This is a genomic window from Rhodococcus sp. W8901 (genome assembly GCF_013348805.1).
Taxonomy (GTDB): Bacteria; Actinomycetota; Actinomycetes; order Mycobacteriales; family Mycobacteriaceae; genus Prescottella.
Genome location: NZ_CP054690.1, coordinates 608,731 through 625,854, shown reverse-complemented (window position 1 = coordinate 625,854; position 17,124 = coordinate 608,731). Strand labels below are relative to the sequence as shown.

Genomic DNA, 17,124 nt, shown 5'->3' with positions numbered 1-17,124 from the left:
AGAATCGCCTCGGCGGCCTCACACCCATCGGATGAACTGCCCCGCGGACACTCCGGTCCGCGGGGCCCCAGAATCTCGAATCGGCCCTCGCCTACTCCTCATCCCCCGGCGACGGTGCGGAATCCCAGCATCATGTCGTGGTCCTCGTGGTCGAGCATGTGGCAGTGCCACACGTACCCCTGCAACGGACCCGCCGCCGCCGGCGCGGCATCGTGTCCCGCAGGGGCGGGCATCCGGTGGTCGGGCATCTGAGGTGAGGCCTCCACCGGGGCGGAGATCTCTCCCACCCCGAAGGTCGCATCGGGGTCGAAACCGAGGCGCTCGGCGGTCGGGAACACCGCGACGATCCGGGTGATCGTCCCCGGATCCGCGATGACTGTGTCCTTCGAACCGGTCTCCCACGGCTCCGGCGGTGCGAGCGGGGAGGTGACGAAGTCGTCGGCGGGCGGCGTCCACTTGGTACCGATCGGTGGCTGCGGGTACTGCCTGGTGTACGCCGCGACATCGATGTTCTGCCGGCCCAGCACGCGGAAGTTCACCAGGTGGAGGTGAATCGGGTGCGGCTCAGGCGCGACGTTGACGATGTTCCACTGTTCGACGGTGCCCTGCCGAGGCATCTCGATGTCGGGGTCGCCGAACATCAGGTTGTTGAGCGACATGATCGTTCCGCCGGTCGACTGGTCGATCAACTGCATCACAGTGACCGTTCGCTGCACCTGCGGCGTCGGCACCGGTTCCAGATCCGCGGGCTGCCCCGACCCTCCGCGCAGCGTCTCCGGAACCCGCCCGGAGAAGCCGCGTCCCGCCGACATCCGGAACCGGCAGAATAGCGGCATCGCCCGGGCACCGCGCTGGGACGCCCCGAGCGGCGGGGGCTCGTCGTTGCAGAGTTCCACCGTCGCACCGGGTTCCAGTGCCCCGAAGTCGACGAGGAGATCGACCCGCTCTCCGGGTGCGAGCCGCACGCGGTCGGAGGCTACGGGCGCGGGCAGGAGCCCGCCCTCCATGCCGAGAATCCAGAACCGCATCCGGTTGCCGAAGAACAGATTCCACACGCTGAAGGACGCGGCGCTGACGATGCGCAGGCGGTAGAAGCCCCGCGCTACCTCGAGTTCCGGCCATATCTTGCCGTTCACCACCCCCACGTCGCCCGGGGTTCCGCCGTCCCACCGCCCCTGCGGCACCAGCGGGGTGGCCCGGATGCTCTGCCGTCCGTCCGCGGTGAAGATCTTCTCCTGCAGGACCAGCGGAATCTCGAACTCCCCCGACGGCAGCCCCCACGCGTTACCGGTTGCACCCGTGTCGAATTCGTCCCGCAACAGGAACATCCCGGCGAGTCCGGCGTACACGTTGAGGCGGGTGATCCCCATCGCGTGATCGTGGTACCAGAGTTGGGTGGCCTCGTGGCCGTTCGGGTAGTGATGGACGTGCCCCTGTCCCGGCCGCTGCAGGAACGCGGGGTGCCCGTCGTGCTCGGGAGGTGTCACGGCGCCGTGCAGATGCATCGACGTGGGCACCGACGTCCGATCCTGCTCGGTCACGCCGTGCAGTGTGGTGTCGAAGTCCGCGGCGAGGGGATGGACCCCGATCTCGTTGCGGTAGGACACCGTCAGCGGGTCGTTGCTGTGCGCCTCGATGGTGGGACCGAGATAGTCCATGCCGCCGTACGCGAGCGCCGGAGAGGGATCGAGGTCACGGTGGAACCGATGTGTCGTGCTCGTGGCGCGCAGCTCCAGCTGCGAGCCGGACAGCACCGGAATGCGGGGCAGTTCGTCGACGAAGGGCTCGATACGCGGCGACGCGAACAACTGCGGGCGGGACGGGTCGATATTGCCGAGATCGCCCAGATCCTGCGCCCGCACCCCCGGCACTCCTGCGGTGATCGCCCCTACACCCACGGCGCCGGCCGTCCACGCGAGGCCGCGGTTGAAGGCTCGCCGCGAGATCCGTCCGCTCATGTCACACTCCCTGTGGTTGCCCGCCGGAGCCCGTTCGATCGCGTCGCCCCGACGGTACGCCGGCGACTCCTGGGGCCCCGCCGGTTTCCCCGGATCCGTCCCGATTCCGACGACGGTTGCGGACGAGCCGGACGAATCGCGCGGACCCGCCGTGTTTCGTCGATTCGGCAACCCGATTCGGCTGCGCACGTCGCCTACGCTGTCGGAATCATCGAGACCGGCACGGCCGGCTTCTCATCGGGCATGAGCGGGGTGCTGTGAAGTCGTCGAAGTTCAATGTGGCGCTGGCCAAGGAAGCCCTCGCGGCCCGCTCGCAAACGGCGCAGGGCTGGCTGCGCGGCACCGCGCCCGGCCGTACGGTGCAACGCGTCTTGTCGGGGCTCGTCGACATCGAGTTGGTCGACCGCTCGATGACCCTCGCGGCACAGTCGTTCACGTCGGTACTGCCGGTCGTCATCGCGGCATCGACGATCGGCAGCCACGACAACTTCACCAAGGGATTCTTCGACCAGTTCGGTGTCGATATGGACGCCGTCGACTTCTCCCCGGACAGCCTCTCCATCGATGATCCGTCGTTCGCCGCGTTCGGGATCGTCGGGCTGCTCATGGTGATACTCAGCGGCACGTCCTTCGCCCGCGTGCTGGGCCGGTTGTACGGGCGGGTGTGGCACGTCCCGACACTCCGCCTCGCGAGTTGGTGGCGGTGGGTGGCCGTGCTGCCGTCGGTGGCGGCGTCCGCCGCACTGGTCGGCGGGACCCGGATATTGCGGGACCTCGCGTACGTCGGCGGTCCGCTCGCACTGGCGGCACAGTTCGCGGTCTGGATGGGATTGTGGACCCTGGTGCCGCACCTGCTCACCGAGCGTCGCCTGTCGGCCCGGGTGCTGTGGTCGACCGGGGCGATCACCGCGGTGGGCCTCACGGCGCTGCGGCTCGTCGGTAACGTCGCTCTTCCGCGGATCGTCGCGTCGGCGGAGACCAAGTTCGGCGACCTGGGGCTGGTGTTCACGGCGATCGGCTGGATGTTCGTCGCGTGCGGCATCATCGTCGGTGCGACCGTGGTCACCAAGGCACTCGCGCTGGACGAGGGACCGATCGGACGGTTCCTGCGGGGACCCGCGGAAGAACTCCCAGGAAGTTCACCGGTTGTCGAGAGCAAGACCCCAGTCGGCACCAGTTAGCTGTGCAGGGTGAGTACCCGGTACGCCTCGCCCCCCACCGACCTGAACGACGTCGCGGTCGCCGCCGCTCTCGGAGACCGCGCGGCGATGTCCGCCGTCCTGGTGCGCATCCGCCCGATGGTGCTGAGTTTCTGCCGGTCGCGGATGCAGGGGATGCGCTACCCGTCGTTGAGCGCACAGCAGCGGACGATTCTGCACCTGAGGATCATCGACGGCCGTACGGCCACCGACACCGCGGACGCACTCGGCATGACACCGGGCGCCGTTCGGGTCGCGCAGCATCGCGCGCTCGCCCGACTCCGCGAGGAATTCGCGACGAACTCTCGAAACACCAAGAGTCGCAACGCCTGATCCACACCGGGAGCGATACCGTTATCGTATCGTTATCTATTGCGGGACATCCCGGATCGACGCTGCTCATCGGCGAATCGGGAAACCGTCACATCACTGCGACACCGGCACGGACGTCGCCGATGTCGCATTTGCCCGACCCTCCTGTTGCAGCCCCGGCGCCGAGCCCCGATGGTGGAGTGGTGATCTTGGTTTCGAGATCCCGACACGGAGATCCCGCCGCGATCCCGACACCCCGATCATGCCCAGCGTCCCACCTTCGGAAGGGGTTCTACATGCAGTTGCGTAACCGGAAAGTGTTCTCCCGCACGGTCGGCGGCGCCGCGATCGTCGCCGCCTCGGCGCTTGCGGTACCCGCCCTCGCATCCGCCGAACCGGTCGAGCTCACCGGCCCGACGGTCACGACGAACGTGGAAGCGAACACACTGAACGTCACGCTGAAGAACACCAACAGCGAGCCCACCAGCACGTGCGGCGCCTTCGCCCTCGAGTCATCCAAACTGGCCGAACTCGAGGCAGATCCCGGCAAGATCGACGACCCGGGTTTCCTGTCGTGGCGCACCGACATCGCCCAGCGCGTCGGCCCCGGCGACGAGGACACCTTCAGCGCGGAGCTAACTGACGGCCTCTACGCCGTTGTGGGCGAATGTGTTTCGCCGAACAGTGAGGAACCGGCGGTGAGCCGGCCGCAGATCGTGTCCGTCCCGGACGGCGGACTGCTCGGCAGCGTCGATCTCGGCAGTCTCGAGGACGGAATGCTCGACGGCATCGCCGAATTCGTCCAGGGCCTTCTCAGCGGGTCGGCCATGCCGGCGGCCTGACCGCCCGCCCGTCGTGCACCGGCGTCGGCACCCGTCGGGGGTGCCGGCGCCGGTGACCGGTGCTCGCCGACGTGGCGGACCACAGGAGCACGATCTGCGCGTCGATGTCGGCAATGCGGTCCGCGAACGTGGAACCACTATCGCTTCCAGCGAACCGTGACACGTCCACATCGGGAGCGGCACAGACACCCGGCGCCCGATGTTTCACCCGCCGCGGGTGACGGCGTCGGGATGGTCGCCGACCTACGTTGTCCACAGGACGGTTCCCCGACCGGCGACCGGAAGGAACACTCGATGACCGCATACCCGCCCGGCCCTCCGCCGGCACCCACTCTCGATGCGAAGCGTCTGTGGGCCGGCGGGGCCGCCACCGCGATCGTCGCGGCCCTCGCCGCAGTGGTGGGGCTCCTGCTCGTCCGCGGCCTGCTCGACATCCCGGTGATCACCCCCGCCACCGTCTTCGGCGATTCGCAGGTCACCACGCTCGCCGGGTACGCAGCTGTCGCGGCGCTGCTGTCCGGCGTGGCCGCTACCGCACGTACGACGGCACCGACGCACCCGTGAGCCGCTAGCGCAGGTAGCCGTGGTGCGCGACGGGTTCGATCCCGCCTCCGTCGCGGGTGGATGTCCGCAGGCCGCGGATCAGGATGTTGCGGAGTTCGCGCGGGTCGATGACGTCGTCGTAGAACAGCGTCTGCGCCAGCGCCCACGGCCCGGAGGCCTCGTTCTCGACGAGCGCGCGCCGGGTCTCGTCGTCCTCCTTCGCCGTCCGGCCCCCGACGTCGGCGGGGATGCCGCCGAGGGTGACGGCGGGAAACGCGAGCGTCATGGACTGGTCGTCGTACGGATTCATCCCCATCACCGAACTGCCGAACCCGAACGCCTTGCGGACGGTGAGGTGGAACTTGGGGGTCCGCAACCGGTGCTGCGCGGCGAACATCCGGGCGCTGGCCTTGAGGATGCCCGCCTTCTCGGACGCACTGCCCGCCATCACCCCCGGATTGTCCGCGAGGAACACCACCGGCAGGTGGAACGCCCCCACCAACTGCAGGAAGCCCGCGGCCTTGTCGGCGGCCTCGACCGTCACCGAACCCGCCATCACACTCGGCTGATTCGCGACGACCGCGACCGAGTGCCCGCCGATGCGCGCGAGCGCCGTGATGATCGATTTCCCGTAGGTGGGCTGGATCTCGGTGACCGTGCCGGCGTCGGCCAGTCGGTCGATGACGGCACGCATGTCGTAGGGGCGCTTCTGGTTCACCGGGACCAGGTCCAGCAGTTCCGGTAGTGCACGCTCCCCCACGTCGTGGTTGCCGCCCTCGGGACCCACCCACGGCGGCCGCTGCCACGCGCTGCTCGGAAAGTACGACAGGTACCGGCCGGCGAGAGCGAGCGCGGCCTCGTCGGAGTCGGCGAGATTGTGGGCGACACCGGAGGCGTCGATCGCGACCTGCGGCCCGCCGAGTGCTTGTTTGTCGATCTGCTCGCCGGTGGACGCCGCCACCAACGGCGGCCCGGCCGTGAACAGCGCGCCGTGCCCGGCGATCATGATCACGAAGTCGGACAGCGGCGCGGCGAGGGCCCCGTGACCGGCCGACGGTCCCGTCACGATCGCGACCGTCGGCACCAGCCCGGAGAGGTCCGCCATGGCCTGCAGGTCGTTGGGTGCGGGTCGGTTCCGCTCGAGCGCGTTGGTCGCGCGATGTCCCGCGCCCTCGAGCATCATCACCAGCGGGACCCGGTTGCGCAGTGCCAGTTGGGCTGCGCGCGTCCGCTTGGAGGCGGCCGCGGTGCCGATGGACCCGCCGGCGACGGTGAAGTCCTCGGCGCCGACCATGATCGGACGTCCGTCGACCAGACCCGATCCGGCGACGAACGCGTCGGAGGGAATGCCGTCGCCCGCGAGCAGGCCGAGTTCGTCGAACGACTGCGGGTCCAGCAGGTACTCGATCCGGGCGCGCGCATCGAGTCGTCCCGTCGCCCGGTAGCGGGTGACCTTCTCGCTGCCGCCCATTGCCCGCGCCGCCGACTTACGGTCAGCCAGACGTTCCAGGAGCGGCGCCCAGTCCCGACTGTTCCCAGCGTCCATCGTCGATACCCTCTCGATCCCGCGCGTGAGCCGGATCACCATCGGCCACCGTCGAGGCCAACCTACGTCGAATTACACTCGGCGGCATCAGGACTCGCCGACGGAGGCGATCCGGCGGCCGACGAGACACACCTGTCGGTCGGTTCTGCTTCAATGCACCCATGACATCACCTTCGATCGAGCCACTGCAGCTTTTCGAGACGTCACCGGGTAACTGGTCGCTGATGCTGACGGACCAGCATTTCGGCAAGGTGGCCGCGATCTTCGAGCAGGTGGAGGGTTTCGACGGTTCCGGATACGACTGGGCCTCGGTGGCCCACGCGGTGGTGGGGCGCGACGCACCCCACCTGGAAGAACGCTTCCGCACCGATCCCGAGGCCGGAATGTTCGTCGCGTACGGTCCCGACCACGAGGCTCTCGCCGAGCTCGGCGCACTGCTGGCCAAGGCGTACTCGGATTCCGAATATCTCGGCGGGCTGGTCGCCATTTCCGAACTCGACTGACGAAGACCCCGAAACAGAAGATGCCCTGTACCGCGATCGGTACAGGGCATCTTCGGATCAGATGTGTCCCTAGCGGACCAGCAGCTCGGCGATCTGGATCGTGTTGAGCGCCGCGCCCTTCCGCAGGTTGTCGCCCGAGACGAACAGCGCCAGACCGCGGCCCTCGGGCGCACCCGGATCCTGGCGGATCCGGCCGACGAGGGAGACGTCACCGCCGGCAGCAGCCAGCGGGTTCGGCACGTCCACCAGCTCGACGCCGGGGGCGGCGGCCAGCAGTTCCTGGGCGCGCTCCACCGACAGCGGACGCTCGAACTCGGCGTTGATCGCGAGCGAGTGACCGGTGACGACCGGCACGCGCACGCACGTACCCGACACCAGCAGGTCCGGCAGGCCGAGGATCTTGCGGCTCTCGTTGCGGAGCTTCTGGTCCTCGTCGGTCTCGCCGCTGCCGTCGTCGACGAGCGCGCCGGCGAGCGGCACCACGTTGAACGCGATGGGCGCGACGTACTTGTCGGGGGCCGGGAAGTCGACGGCCGAGCCGGAGTGCACCAGCTTCTCGGCGTCGTCGGCGACGGCGCGGACCTGGCCGACGAGCTCCTCGACACCGGCGATGCCGCTGCCGGAGACCGCCTGGTAGCTGCTGACGATCAGGCGCTGCAGGCCCGCCTCGTCGTGCAGCACCTTGAGGACCGGCATCGCGGCCATCGTGGTGCAGTTCGGGTTGGCGATGATGCCCTTCGGCGGGTTCTTGGTCTCCTCCGGGTTGACCTCGCTGACCACGAGGGGAACCTCGGGGTCCTTGCGCCACGCCGACGAGTTGTCGACGACGATCGCACCGGCCGCGGCGAACCGCGGGGCCTGCGCACGCGAGAGCGTGGCACCGGCCGAGAACAGCGCGATGTCGATGCCCTTCAGGTCTTCATCGGACACGTCCGCAGCATCTTCCACGACAATTTGCTCCCCACGGAACGGCAGCGTCTTGCCGGCCGAGCGCGCGGACGCGAAGAAGCGGACCTTGTCGGCGGGGAAGTTGCGCTCCTCGAGCAGGGTGCGCATGACGATGCCGACCTGACCGGTGGCACCGACGACAGCGATGGTGGTCATCTCGAATTACCGTCCCGTTCCTGCGTGTACGACGGCCTCTTCCTCGCCGCCGAGTTCGAAAGCTGCGTGGATCGCGCGCACGGCGTCGTCCAGATCGGTGTCCTTGACGAGCACCGAGATGCGGATCTCCGACGTCGAGATCAGGTCGATGTTGACGTCGGCGTCCGCGAGTGCCTCGCAGAACTTGGCGGTGACGCCCGGGTGGCTCTTCATGCCGGCGCCGACGAGCGACACCTTGCCGATGAGGTCGTCGAACAGGATCTGCGTGAAGCCGATCTCCGACTGCAGCGCCGTCAGCTTCTCGACCGCGCGCGGGCCGTCGGACTTGGGCAGCGTGAACGTGATGTCGGTCTTGCCGGTCTCGACCTTGGAGATGTTCTGCAGCACCATGTCGATGTTGATCTCGGCGTCGGCTACCGCGCGGAAGAGCTTGGCGGCGTGGCCCGGGGTATCGGGCAGGCCGACGACGGTGACCTTGGCTTCGCCGCGGTCGTGGGCAACACCGGTGATCAGGGCTTCTTCCACGGGAATGTCCTCCATCGATCCGGACACGATCGTTCCGGGCTTGGTCGTGTATGACGAGCGGACGTGCACGGGCACGTTGTAGCGGCGGGCGTACTCGACGCAGCGCAGCATGAGCACCTTGGCGCCGCACGCGGCCATCTCCAACATCTCCTCGAAGGAGACGGTGTCGAGGCGCTGCGCGTCGGGCACGATGCGCGGGTCGGCGGTGAAGACACCGTCGACGTCGGTGTAGATCTCGCAGACGTCGGCCTTCAGGGCCGCGGCCAGCGCGACGGCGGTGGTGTCGGAGCCGCCACGGCCGAGTGTGGTGACGTCCTTGCTGTCCTGGCTGACGCCCTGGAAGCCGGCGACCAGAACGATCGAGCCCTCGTCGAGTGCAGCGCGGACGCGGCCCGGCGTGACGTCGATGATCTTGGCGTTGCCGTGGCTGCCGGTCGTGATGACGCCGGCCTGCGAGCCGGTGAACGATCGAGCCTGCGCGCCGAGGGAGTGGATCGCCATCGCGACGAGGGCGTTGGAGATGCGCTCGCCCGAGGTGAGCAGCATGTCCATCTCGCGAGCCGGCGGCACCGGGCACACCTGCTGCGCGAGGTCGAGCAGTTCGTCGGTCGTGTCGCCCATCGCCGAGACGACCACGACGACATCATTGCCCGCCTTCTTCGTCTCGACGATCCGTTCAGCGACGCGTCGGATGCGCTCGGCACTCGAGACCGAGGATCCCCCGTACTTCTGGACGACGAGAGCCACGCGTGTGTACCTCCGGGTAGATGGATTGATGCAAGTCCAGCTGTCGAGCTTACCGACGAGCGTCCGATCCGGTGCAGGGCCGTCCCGGCCATTGGTTTCGGGGCGCACGTCGGCTCCGTCGGTGGAAGCATCGTCGCCGTGGACCTCACTCGACGCCTGAGTACCCGCCCCACCGAGGAACGGGCGTCCGTCTCGCCGCTGGAGCTGTTCTTCGACCTGGTGTTCGTCTTCGCGCTCACCCGGGTGACGGACCTGATGTCGGCAGATCCCAGCGGGATCAACCTTCTGCACGGCGTGCTGGTGATGGCCGTGCTGTGGTGGAGCTGGGTGGGCTACTCGTGGCTCGCGAACCTCGTGCGGGCCGACGAGGGCGTCGTCCGGGTGGTGATGCTCGCGGCGATGTCCGCCGTGTTCATCGTCGCCCTGACGATCCCCGAGGCGTTCGACGACCTACCCGGCGGCCTCGACGGGCCCGTGGTCTTCGCGATCGGCTACTTCGTGGTCCGCGCGCTGCACATCCTGATGTTCCTGGTGATCAGTCGCGAGGATCCGCAGCTACGCGGCCAGGTGATGCGGTTCGTACCGTCGATGCTCGCAGGCACCACCTTCCTGCTGATCGCGTCGCAGCTGACCGGGCCGTGGCAGACGGTCATGTGGTTCCTCGCCCTCGCCGGCGACTACCTCGGCACCCTGATCGGCGGCACCGGCTGGCGGCTGCGATCGGTCAGCCACTTCGCTGAACGGCACGGGCTGATCGTCATCGTCGCGCTGGGCGAGTCCATCGTCTCGATCGGGATCGGTGTCGCAAGCCTGCCGATCACGTGGGCGATCATCGTCGCGTCTCTCCTCGGCCTGGCGGTGTCGTCGCTGCTGTGGTGGGCATACTTCGACGTCACCTCGCTCATGGTGGAGCACGCGTTCGAGGAATCCGACGGGCGCCGACGCATCCTCATCGCCCAGGGCTGCTACAGCTATGCGCACCTGCCGATGGTGATCGGCATCGTGATGCTCTCGCTGGGGTTGAAGAAGATCCTCTACTACGTGGGCGACGGCAACCATCACCGGTTGACGGACCCGCTGACCGGGTGGCCACTCGTGGCGCTGTTCGGTGGTGCCGCGCTGTACGTCGCGGCGTTGGTGTTCTTCAAGAAGTACGGAGCCGGGCTGCTGAGTGTGCCCCGGATCGTGACGGTGATCGTCTTGCTCGGCCTCATCCCCATCGTGTGGCACCTGCCGGCCCTCGCGACGCTGGGTGTACTCACCGCGGTCCTGCTCGCGCTCATCACATTCGAGTTCTTCCGGTTCGCCGAGCCACGGCGGGAATTGCGTTCGCACCGAACGCCCTGAACGCCGCGTTCGACGTTGCGGCATTGATTGCGACGCCGCTCACGACCGATACTGACTTCGTGACCGCAAGCGTGGGCCGCGTGTCCGTCATCCGTTGACGAGCAGACTGGAGTCATCGTGATCTTCATCGTGGTGAAGTTCGAAGTCCTCGACGAGCACCGGGACAACTGGCTCGAGATCACCCGGGAATTCACCGAGGCGACGCGGGCCGAACCGGGAAATCTCTGGTTCGAATGGACCCGCAGTGTGGACAGTCCCACTCAGTTCGTCCTGATCGAGGCGTTCCGCGACGGACAGGCCGGCGCCGACCACGTCGGTTCCGCGCATTTCAGGAACGGCTTGGATGCGATGCGTCCGGCACTGCGCGAGACTCCGCGCATCGTCAACACCGAGATTCCCGGCGTCGACTGGTCGCTCATGGGCGAACTCGAGATCGAACAGTAGATCCCGATCTGGCCGCCAGGCGACGGGCTTCGGGCGATGGAATCTACGCCACAGTCGCGCTGTCAGGGCCGCTCGACGATCGCGCTGCGGAACGAATGAACCCGGCCATCGCCGGCCGGCCGACCCTGGTCCAGGGTGACAAGCTGCGGCTGTTCGAGGGGATGACCCGGTTGAACGAAAACGTCGCGATCAACATCAAGAACCGGAGCTTTTCACTGACCGCACAGGTTCAGGTGCCTGAGACCGGCGCCGACGGTGTCATCGTCACGCAGGGCGGACGAACCGGCGGGTGGTGTCTGTTCACCGAGGGCGGGAAACTCGGGTATCACTACAACTACTGCGGACTGCAGCGCACCACCGCATTGTCCGACGATTCGCTCACGCCGGGACAGCATCAGGTCCGCGTCGAGTTCACCTACGACGGGGACGGAATCGGCAAGGGCGGCACGGCAACGCTGTACATCGACGGGGACGAATCCGGTAGCGCTCGGGTGCCGCGCACGCACCCGCTCTACTTCTCGTTCGACGAGGGACTCGACGTCGGAGTCGACACCGGGATGCCGGTATACGAGGGCTACAAGTCACCGCGCGGCAAGTTCACCGGCCGAATCGACTGGGCCGACATCGAACTCGGCGACGACGACCACAGCCACCTCATCGATCCCGATGATGCGCTCGCGGCAGTGCTCAAGCACCAGTAGCCCGTCACCGCGGTATCGGGCAGAGTTCCCGGGCGGCCAGGTCCCAGAACGGAAAGAGCTGGGGGCTGGTCGCTTCGGGGTGCTCGACGTGCGCGAGGTCGAGAAACTCGAGGTAGGTCCGCCCCGGCGCCCTCGCGATCTCGCACGCCTGCAACCCCAGCTTCGCCGACGCCGGGAAGCCGATCTCTCGGCCGTACGGCCCCAGGGTGGGCGCGTCCCCGAACACGTCCAGATTCCGCCCCCACTGGTTGAACGAGGTTTGCAGGTTGAAGTCGCACGATCCGAAGAGACCTTCGCACGTGGTCGGCTGTCCGCCGATCGTGAATGTCTCCTTCACCATCGGACGACTCGTCTCCGTCTGCGGCAAATCGGACACCATCCGGTAGAACGCGAACCCGAATCCGCACAGCGCCGCGACGACGACCACGCCGACCAGGACCCGTGTCACCACGACCACACTCCCGGCCGGACCCGCATCACCGATGATCGGAACGACATACTGCGGACGGTAGATATCCGAGCGGCCGGTGTAGCGGCGTTCGGGCCGAATGGTTGTGACATCGACACCGAACAACCCGGGCGTCACGCGCCCCGGTCAATCGCTCAACGTGCGGGCGGCCGCCTCGACCGTATCGAACATCCGACCCTGCGACTCGTAGTCGCGACCGAGGACGGTTCGGCGGACGGTCGCCAGGTTCTGCGGCGGCACTGCCGCGAAGTAGACGGTCACTCCGGCGTCGGACAGTTCCCGGGTGAGATCGACGAAGTTCTTCATAACCGTCGTCGTGACCTGGTACAGCCGCGAACAGTCCAGCACGACCGCACGCGGCGCGGTGGCCGCGGTGGTGACCCGCCTACTGATCTCGCGCGTATTGGCGCGCACGTTCGCGGTGTAGAGCCCCAGATCTATCCGGAGCACCAGCGGATCCGACGCGATCGGTGGCCCGTCCGGATCGACCGCGGTCCAGATGCCGTCCAGATCCCTCACCAACTGCGAAATGTGGGGACGGTTGAGCTCGCGCAAAACGAGATACAGCGTCATGACGACGCCCACGAGCACCGCCGGCAGCAGTCCCGCGGTCAGACCGATCACCGCAGTCACCGCGGCCACCCAGAACTCGATGCGCAGCAGCTTCGGCAACTGGCTCGCGGCCACCGTCAGGCCGACGCCGGCCTTGATCCCGGACAGCGTTGCCTCGCTGATGTTCTCGATGATCGCCGCGAGCTTCAGTACCCGAGCCGCGATCAGGATCACGCCCACCATCAGGGTCAGTGTCATCAGCGCGGTCTGGGCGTCGTCCGATCCGGATGCGATGCCCGCACCGATCAGGGTCGAGGCCGTGAGTGTCGCGATGGTCGACGTCGTGCTCACGCTGGCGGTGCGGGATCCACCGAGCAGCGCGTACACGATCATCGGCACCATGCACGTGTACAGGCCGATCTGCACCGGCATGTCCGCGATGGTCGCGTACGCCATCGCCTGCGGAATCACGACGGCACCGGCACTCAGTCCGGCAACCACGTCGGCGCGAAGCCAACTCCTCCGGTAGCCGGCGAGCGTCGGTGCGAGAACTGCGGTCAACGCGCCTCCACTACAGTCCGGTGATGTCGCCGAGTTTCCAGCTGCGGTCGAAGTACGGCTCGAGCGGGCCGTACAGCCGGAAATAGCAGAACCAGTGACGGTCGGGAATGGTCTGCACCCAGTTGGATTCACGGCTCGGAGGCGCGGTGGGCCCGAAGTACAGGTCGACGGAGCCGTCGTCGCCGACCACCAGGTCGGTGTCCCGCGACCCGCGATCGCCGCGGCCCTGCTCGTTGTCGACCAGGCACCGGGTATCGACGTCGTACACCGTCGCGGACCAGAACAGCTTCGCCGGCACACCGGCCGGAACGTGCAGCGTGTACGCGCGTCCGCCGTCCAGCCAGTTCCCGTCGGCGTCCAAGTACGCGCCCAGGTACGCCTGTCCGAGACCCGACATGGTGCTCTTCATCGCCATGGAGAATGACACGGCCTCGTAGAACCACGACGCGCGTTCGAGCAGTTCGTCGTGCTATCGGCCCCGCTGGGTGGGACTGTCGAGCACGATCGCGGTGTCCCACTTGCGGTCCGGCCAGTACTGCGACCCCGGGAACCGCTTCGCGAACGCGTTCGCCCGGGCGAACATCTCGCCGGCGTCGATCGCCCGCTGAAGGATGCTGCTCAGGCGTTCGTCCGGCGCGAACGGTTGTCCCTTCTCGATGCCCAACTGCTTCAACCCGGCCATCGGAAATCGGTCGCGTTCCTCCACCGGTTCGGACTGCAGGACGTCGTGCAACAGTTCCCAGAACCGGAGGTCGCGGGGTTGGATCCCGGACCATTCCCGGCCGTCCGGTGACACCAGCCGGGTCGGGGGCGGATTCTCGCGCTCCGCATACGGGTAGACGCGAACCGCTTCCACGAGCGTTCGGGACCGCTCGTGGTCGGGATCGAGGGTGCGGAAACCGAAGAACACGTGCATCATCGGCGACTGCAGCACCCGGAATCCGTCTCCCGGGGGTGACTGCTGGCCGGGCCCCACCACGAGATACTGCCCGCCCTCTCCCCGGTCGGGACCCATCTCCCCCATCGTCGCGAACTCGCGCTGCCAGAAGTCGGCGCAGCCACCGGCGGTCGGCCCCGGCGGAAGGCCCCGATCACCATCGGTCCGGTCCGGTTCAGTTCGAAGAAGGTGAGAATGTACGGCGTCGTCGCGTTCGCGGTGATGAGACCCAGCCGATCCCGATACGTCCGGTACACCACGAGATCCGAAGGCGCGGTGCCGAATACGTTCTCGTGCACGCTCTGCCACTGCGCCCACGACACCAACGGCAACGCCCACAGATAGGACTGGGTCGCGAGCTGGAAGTCCAGCTCGTCGAACACCTTTCCGACGTCGTCCCGGGCGAGTAGTTCGCCGTCCCGCGCAATGGACGAACTCTGCAGGTACAACTCGATGTCACTCATTCCGCCGCCTCTCCCTGGATCCGTCGTCGGTGCTCTACTGCTGCATCATCGCGATGTTCATCAGATGCTCCGGGTCGGCCAGGTGCGCGTGGTCGTCGTCGCCGAGATCGATGCGCACCCGGTCGATGGTTCCGGTGAACGCGTTGCCGGTTGCCCCGTAGTCGGGCGACACCGGTGAGGCGAGATCCGCTCCGACATCGACGGTCTCGTCGAAGGTGAACTGGAACGGGATGGTCCGCTCCACGCGGCCCTCGCCGACCTTCTGATCAGCGGCGAAGAGTGAGACCGTGCCGCCCTTGCCGAGTCCCCCGCCGTCGTACGCGAAATGCGCCCGCAGTTCCTGCTTTCCGGGTGCCACCGAAGTGTCCGAACGGACGATGGCCGTGTCGATACCGAGCAGGTTGTAGGCGAAGGCGAGCTTGCCGTCGAGCGCGTAGAACGACCAACCGCCGTAGGCGCCGCCCTGCGCGATGATCACCCCGTTGACGCCGTTGTCCGGCACCTCGGCCGATGCTGTGACCGTGAAGGACTTGTTCTTGATGTTGATGGCCGAGTTCTCGCTCAGGCGCCGCATGCCGCGATAGAACGTCTGGCTCTGCGCGGTGATCAGCGCCGGCCGCCCCGCGATGTCGGGGTTCATCCGTTCCGCGGAGCGGATGTCCATCGGCAGCACGTTGAACCTTGCGGCCTGGATGAGGAACAGCCGTTGCAGGTGGGCGAGCTTGTCCGGGTACTCGGCGGCCAGGTCATGCGACTGCGTCCAGTCCTCCTCCACGTTGTAGAGCTCCCACACGTCGTCGTCGAGACCGTGGTCCGACGCAACCCAGGGGTCCTTGTGCTTCGCGACCGCCGTCCAGCCCTTGTGGTAGATCGCCCGGTTGCCGAGCATCTCGAAGTACTGCGTCTCGTGCTGCTCGGCCGCGTCGGCGTCGGCGAACGAGTAGTTCATGGCGACGCCCTCGTAGGGGCGCTGGGTGACGCCGTGCACCGTCGTCGGCTCGGGAATCCCCGCGGCATGCAGGACCGTCGGGGCAACATCGATGGCGTGGGTGAACTGGGTGCGAATCTCTCCGCGCGCCGCAATACCGTTGGGCCAGCTGACGATGGTGCCGTTGCGGGTGCCGCCCCAGTGCGAGGCCACCTGCTTGGTCCACTGGTAGGGCGTGTCCATCGCGTGCGCCCAGCCGACCGCGTAGTGGTTGTACGAGCTCGGGGTCCCGATGTCGTCGATGTGCGCGGCGACGTACTCCTCGGTCTCGATCTCGTTCATGTGGTTGATCGTGAAGCCCTCGTTGGTGGTGCCGTGCATCGACCCCTCGGCGGATGCCCCGTTGTCGCCGATGATCACGTAGACGAGGGTGTCGTCGAGCACGTCGAGCTCCTCGAGCGCGTCCAGGAGACGGCCGACGTGGTGGTCTGCGTAGTCGAGGAAGCCCGCGTACACCTCCATCTGACGGACGAGGGCCGGCTTGATGGTCTCGCTCATCTCGTCCCAGGCGGGGATACCGGGGCTGCGCTCGGTGAGCACCGCGTCCTGCGGGATGACGCCGAGCGCCTTCTGCCGTTCGAATGTCTCCTGGCGCAGTACATCCCAGTCCTGGTCGAACTGGCCGCGGTACTTGTCCGCCCACTCCTTGGACACGTGGTGCGGGGCGTGCGTCGCACCGGGCGCGAAGTAGGTGATGAACGGCTTGTCCGGAGCGAGGGACTTCTGCTGACGCGTCCAGTCGATGGCCTTGTCCGTCATGTCACCCATGAAGTGGTAGCCCTCTTCGGGGGTGCGGCCAGTGGTCGAACGGACCCACCGCCGAGGCCTCCCACACCGGCACCTCGTGGCACTTGCCGAACTGGGCGGTGTTGTACCCGTTGAGCTTCAGGGTCTCCGCGAGGGGCGCGCAGTTGTTGGGCCGCAGCGAGTTGTAGCCCGGTGCGCTGGTGGCGATCTCGGTGATGCCACCCATGCCGACGGTGTGGTGGTTGCGACCGGACAGCAGCGCCGCGCGGGTAGGCGAGCACAACGCGGTGGTGTGGAACCGGGTGTACTCGAGGCCCTGCGCGGCCACCCGCTCGAAGTTCGGCGTCTCGATCGGACCACCGAACGCGCTCGAGGCCCCGAACCCCACGTCGTCGATCAGTACGACCAACACGTTCGGCGCGCCCTCGGGAGGCAACAGCCGCCGGATCGGCGGGAACTTCGTGTCCGGATCGGTCGCGTCATAGGTGACGGTGCCGGTGTACGCGAGATCGGGAATCGGAAGCGTCCCTCGCTGAAGATCGTTCGGATCGAAGCTCATCGTGTTGATCCCTCTCCGTATATATTCGCGCACCTACCGTGACCGTAGGCACCGCGTCACGTCGTCGGCTTCATCC

General features: G+C 67.3%; 17 protein-coding genes and 1 pseudogene. 8 read left to right on the top strand and 10 right to left on the bottom strand.

Annotation, left to right across the window (positions count from 1 at the left end; translation table 11 throughout):
- Positions 1–98 precede the first annotated feature (98 nt).
- A complete protein-coding gene (locus HUN07_RS02825; protein WP_174907798.1) occupies positions 99–1,958 on the bottom strand; it encodes a multicopper oxidase family protein in 1,860 nt (619 codons plus the stop codon).
- A gap of 257 nt (positions 1,959–2,215) precedes the next feature.
- Here HUN07_RS02825 and HUN07_RS02820 point away from each other — a divergent pair, with 257 nt between their 5' ends.
- From HUN07_RS02820 to HUN07_RS02805, 4 genes are all read left to right on the top strand, one after another.
- Entirely contained in the window at positions 2,216–3,139 is a 924-nt protein-coding gene (locus HUN07_RS02820) for a hypothetical protein (protein ID WP_174907796.1), read from the top strand.
- Between the two features lie 9 nt (positions 3,140–3,148).
- The gene (locus HUN07_RS27565) at positions 3,149–3,490 is read left to right on the top strand and encodes a sigma factor-like helix-turn-helix DNA-binding protein (RefSeq protein WP_254622769.1); all 342 of its coding nucleotides are present in this window, start codon (positions 3,149–3,151) and stop codon (positions 3,488–3,490) included.
- A gap of 275 nt (positions 3,491–3,765) precedes the next feature.
- A complete protein-coding gene (locus HUN07_RS02810) occupies positions 3,766–4,311 on the top strand; it encodes a hypothetical protein (RefSeq protein WP_114721179.1) in 546 nt (181 codons plus the stop codon).
- Between the two features lie 294 nt (positions 4,312–4,605).
- Positions 4,606–4,875: a hypothetical protein gene (locus HUN07_RS02805; RefSeq protein ID WP_217487176.1), complete on the top strand. Its 270-nt coding sequence runs from the start codon at positions 4,606–4,608 to the stop codon at positions 4,873–4,875.
- Positions 4,876–4,879: 4 nt separating this feature from the next.
- Here HUN07_RS02805 and HUN07_RS02800 read toward each other — a convergent pair whose 3' ends face one another.
- On the bottom strand, positions 4,880–6,400 hold the full coding sequence (locus HUN07_RS02800) for an acyl-CoA carboxylase subunit beta (RefSeq protein WP_174907794.1): 1,521 nt from the start codon (positions 6,398–6,400) through the stop codon (positions 4,880–4,882).
- Positions 6,401–6,561: 161 nt separating this feature from the next.
- Here HUN07_RS02800 and HUN07_RS02795 point away from each other — a divergent pair, with 161 nt between their 5' ends.
- The gene (locus HUN07_RS02795) at positions 6,562–6,903 is read left to right on the top strand and encodes an Imm51 family immunity protein (RefSeq protein WP_114721181.1); all 342 of its coding nucleotides are present in this window, start codon (positions 6,562–6,564) and stop codon (positions 6,901–6,903) included.
- A gap of 69 nt (positions 6,904–6,972) precedes the next feature.
- On the opposite strand, the gene HUN07_RS02790 is transcribed toward HUN07_RS02795, so the two are convergent.
- Both HUN07_RS02790 and HUN07_RS02785 read right to left on the bottom strand, forming a co-directional pair.
- Positions 6,973–8,007, bottom strand: a complete 1,035-nt coding sequence (locus HUN07_RS02790) for an aspartate-semialdehyde dehydrogenase (RefSeq protein WP_174907792.1) — start codon at positions 8,005–8,007, stop codon at positions 6,973–6,975.
- Between the two features lie 6 nt (positions 8,008–8,013).
- Positions 8,014–9,279 (bottom strand): aspartate kinase, encoded by a 1,266-nt coding sequence (locus tag HUN07_RS02785; protein WP_174907790.1) that lies wholly within the window; start codon positions 9,277–9,279, stop codon positions 8,014–8,016.
- A gap of 138 nt (positions 9,280–9,417) precedes the next feature.
- On the opposite strand from HUN07_RS02785, the gene HUN07_RS02780 reads away from it, so the two are divergent.
- From HUN07_RS02780 to HUN07_RS02770, 3 genes are all read left to right on the top strand, one after another.
- The gene (locus HUN07_RS02780; RefSeq protein WP_174907788.1) at positions 9,418–10,626 is read left to right on the top strand and encodes a low temperature requirement protein A; all 1,209 of its coding nucleotides are present in this window, start codon (positions 9,418–9,420) and stop codon (positions 10,624–10,626) included.
- Positions 10,627–10,743: 117 nt separating this feature from the next.
- A complete protein-coding gene (locus HUN07_RS02775; protein WP_114721189.1) occupies positions 10,744–11,070 on the top strand; it encodes a putative quinol monooxygenase in 327 nt (108 codons plus the stop codon).
- A gap of 95 nt (positions 11,071–11,165) precedes the next feature.
- Positions 11,166–11,771, top strand: a complete 606-nt coding sequence (locus HUN07_RS02770) for a LamG domain-containing protein (protein ID WP_254622768.1) — start codon at positions 11,166–11,168, stop codon at positions 11,769–11,771.
- Positions 11,772–11,775: 4 nt separating this feature from the next.
- Here the strand turns inward: HUN07_RS02770 and HUN07_RS02765 are convergent, their stop codons facing one another.
- The 6 genes and pseudogenes from HUN07_RS02765 to HUN07_RS02750 form a co-directional block, all read right to left on the bottom strand.
- Complete coding sequence (locus tag HUN07_RS02765; RefSeq protein WP_254622767.1) at positions 11,776–12,357, bottom strand: hypothetical protein; 582 nt, start codon at positions 12,355–12,357, stop codon at positions 11,776–11,778.
- 9 nt (positions 12,358–12,366) lie between these two features.
- Positions 12,367–13,353, bottom strand: a complete 987-nt coding sequence (locus HUN07_RS02760; RefSeq protein ID WP_174907786.1) for a SulP family inorganic anion transporter — start codon at positions 13,351–13,353, stop codon at positions 12,367–12,369.
- Between the two features lie 10 nt (positions 13,354–13,363).
- Positions 13,364–13,762: a DUF1214 domain-containing protein gene (locus HUN07_RS26785; RefSeq protein WP_254622766.1), complete on the bottom strand. Its 399-nt coding sequence runs from the start codon at positions 13,760–13,762 to the stop codon at positions 13,364–13,366.
- Positions 13,763–13,822: 60 nt separating this feature from the next.
- The gene (locus HUN07_RS26780) at positions 13,823–14,368 is read right to left on the bottom strand and encodes a DUF1254 domain-containing protein (protein ID WP_254622765.1); all 546 of its coding nucleotides are present in this window, start codon (positions 14,366–14,368) and stop codon (positions 13,823–13,825) included.
- Entirely contained in the window at positions 14,269–14,754 is a 486-nt protein-coding gene (locus tag HUN07_RS26775; protein WP_254622764.1) for a hypothetical protein, read from the bottom strand. Before HUN07_RS26775 ends, HUN07_RS26780 begins: the two co-directional genes overlap by 100 nt.
- Before the next feature lie 34 nt (positions 14,755–14,788).
- Positions 14,789–17,048: pseudogene (locus tag HUN07_RS02750) on the bottom strand (arylsulfatase).
- Between the last annotated feature and the right edge of the window lie 76 nt (positions 17,049–17,124).

Bases quoted from the DNA above. Each gene is read 5' to 3' on its own strand.
- HUN07_RS02825 (WP_174907798.1), bottom strand. From the start codon at position 1,958: ATGAGCGGACGGATCTCGCGGCGAGCCTTCAACCGCGGCCTCGCGTGG.
- HUN07_RS02810 (WP_114721179.1), top strand. From the start codon at position 3,766: ATGCAGTTGCGTAACCGGAAAGTGTTCTCCCGCACGGTCGGCGGCGCC.
- HUN07_RS02805 (WP_217487176.1), top strand. From the start codon at position 4,606: ATGACCGCATACCCGCCCGGCCCTCCGCCGGCACCCACTCTCGATGCG.
- HUN07_RS02800 (WP_174907794.1), bottom strand. From the start codon at position 6,400: ATGGACGCTGGGAACAGTCGGGACTGGGCGCCGCTCCTGGAACGTCTG.
- HUN07_RS02795 (WP_114721181.1), top strand. From the start codon at position 6,562: ATGACATCACCTTCGATCGAGCCACTGCAGCTTTTCGAGACGTCACCG.
- HUN07_RS02790 (WP_174907792.1), bottom strand. From the start codon at position 8,007: ATGACCACCATCGCTGTCGTCGGTGCCACCGGTCAGGTCGGCATCGTC.
- HUN07_RS02770 (WP_254622768.1), top strand. From the start codon at position 11,166: ATGAACCCGGCCATCGCCGGCCGGCCGACCCTGGTCCAGGGTGACAAG.
- HUN07_RS26785 (WP_254622766.1), bottom strand. From the start codon at position 13,762: ATGAAGAGCACCATGTCGGGTCTCGGACAGGCGTACCTGGGCGCGTAC.
- HUN07_RS26780 (WP_254622765.1), bottom strand. From the start codon at position 14,368: ATGGGTCCCGACCGGGGAGAGGGCGGGCAGTATCTCGTGGTGGGGCCC.
- HUN07_RS26775 (WP_254622764.1), bottom strand. From the start codon at position 14,754: ATGAGTGACATCGAGTTGTACCTGCAGAGTTCGTCCATTGCGCGGGAC.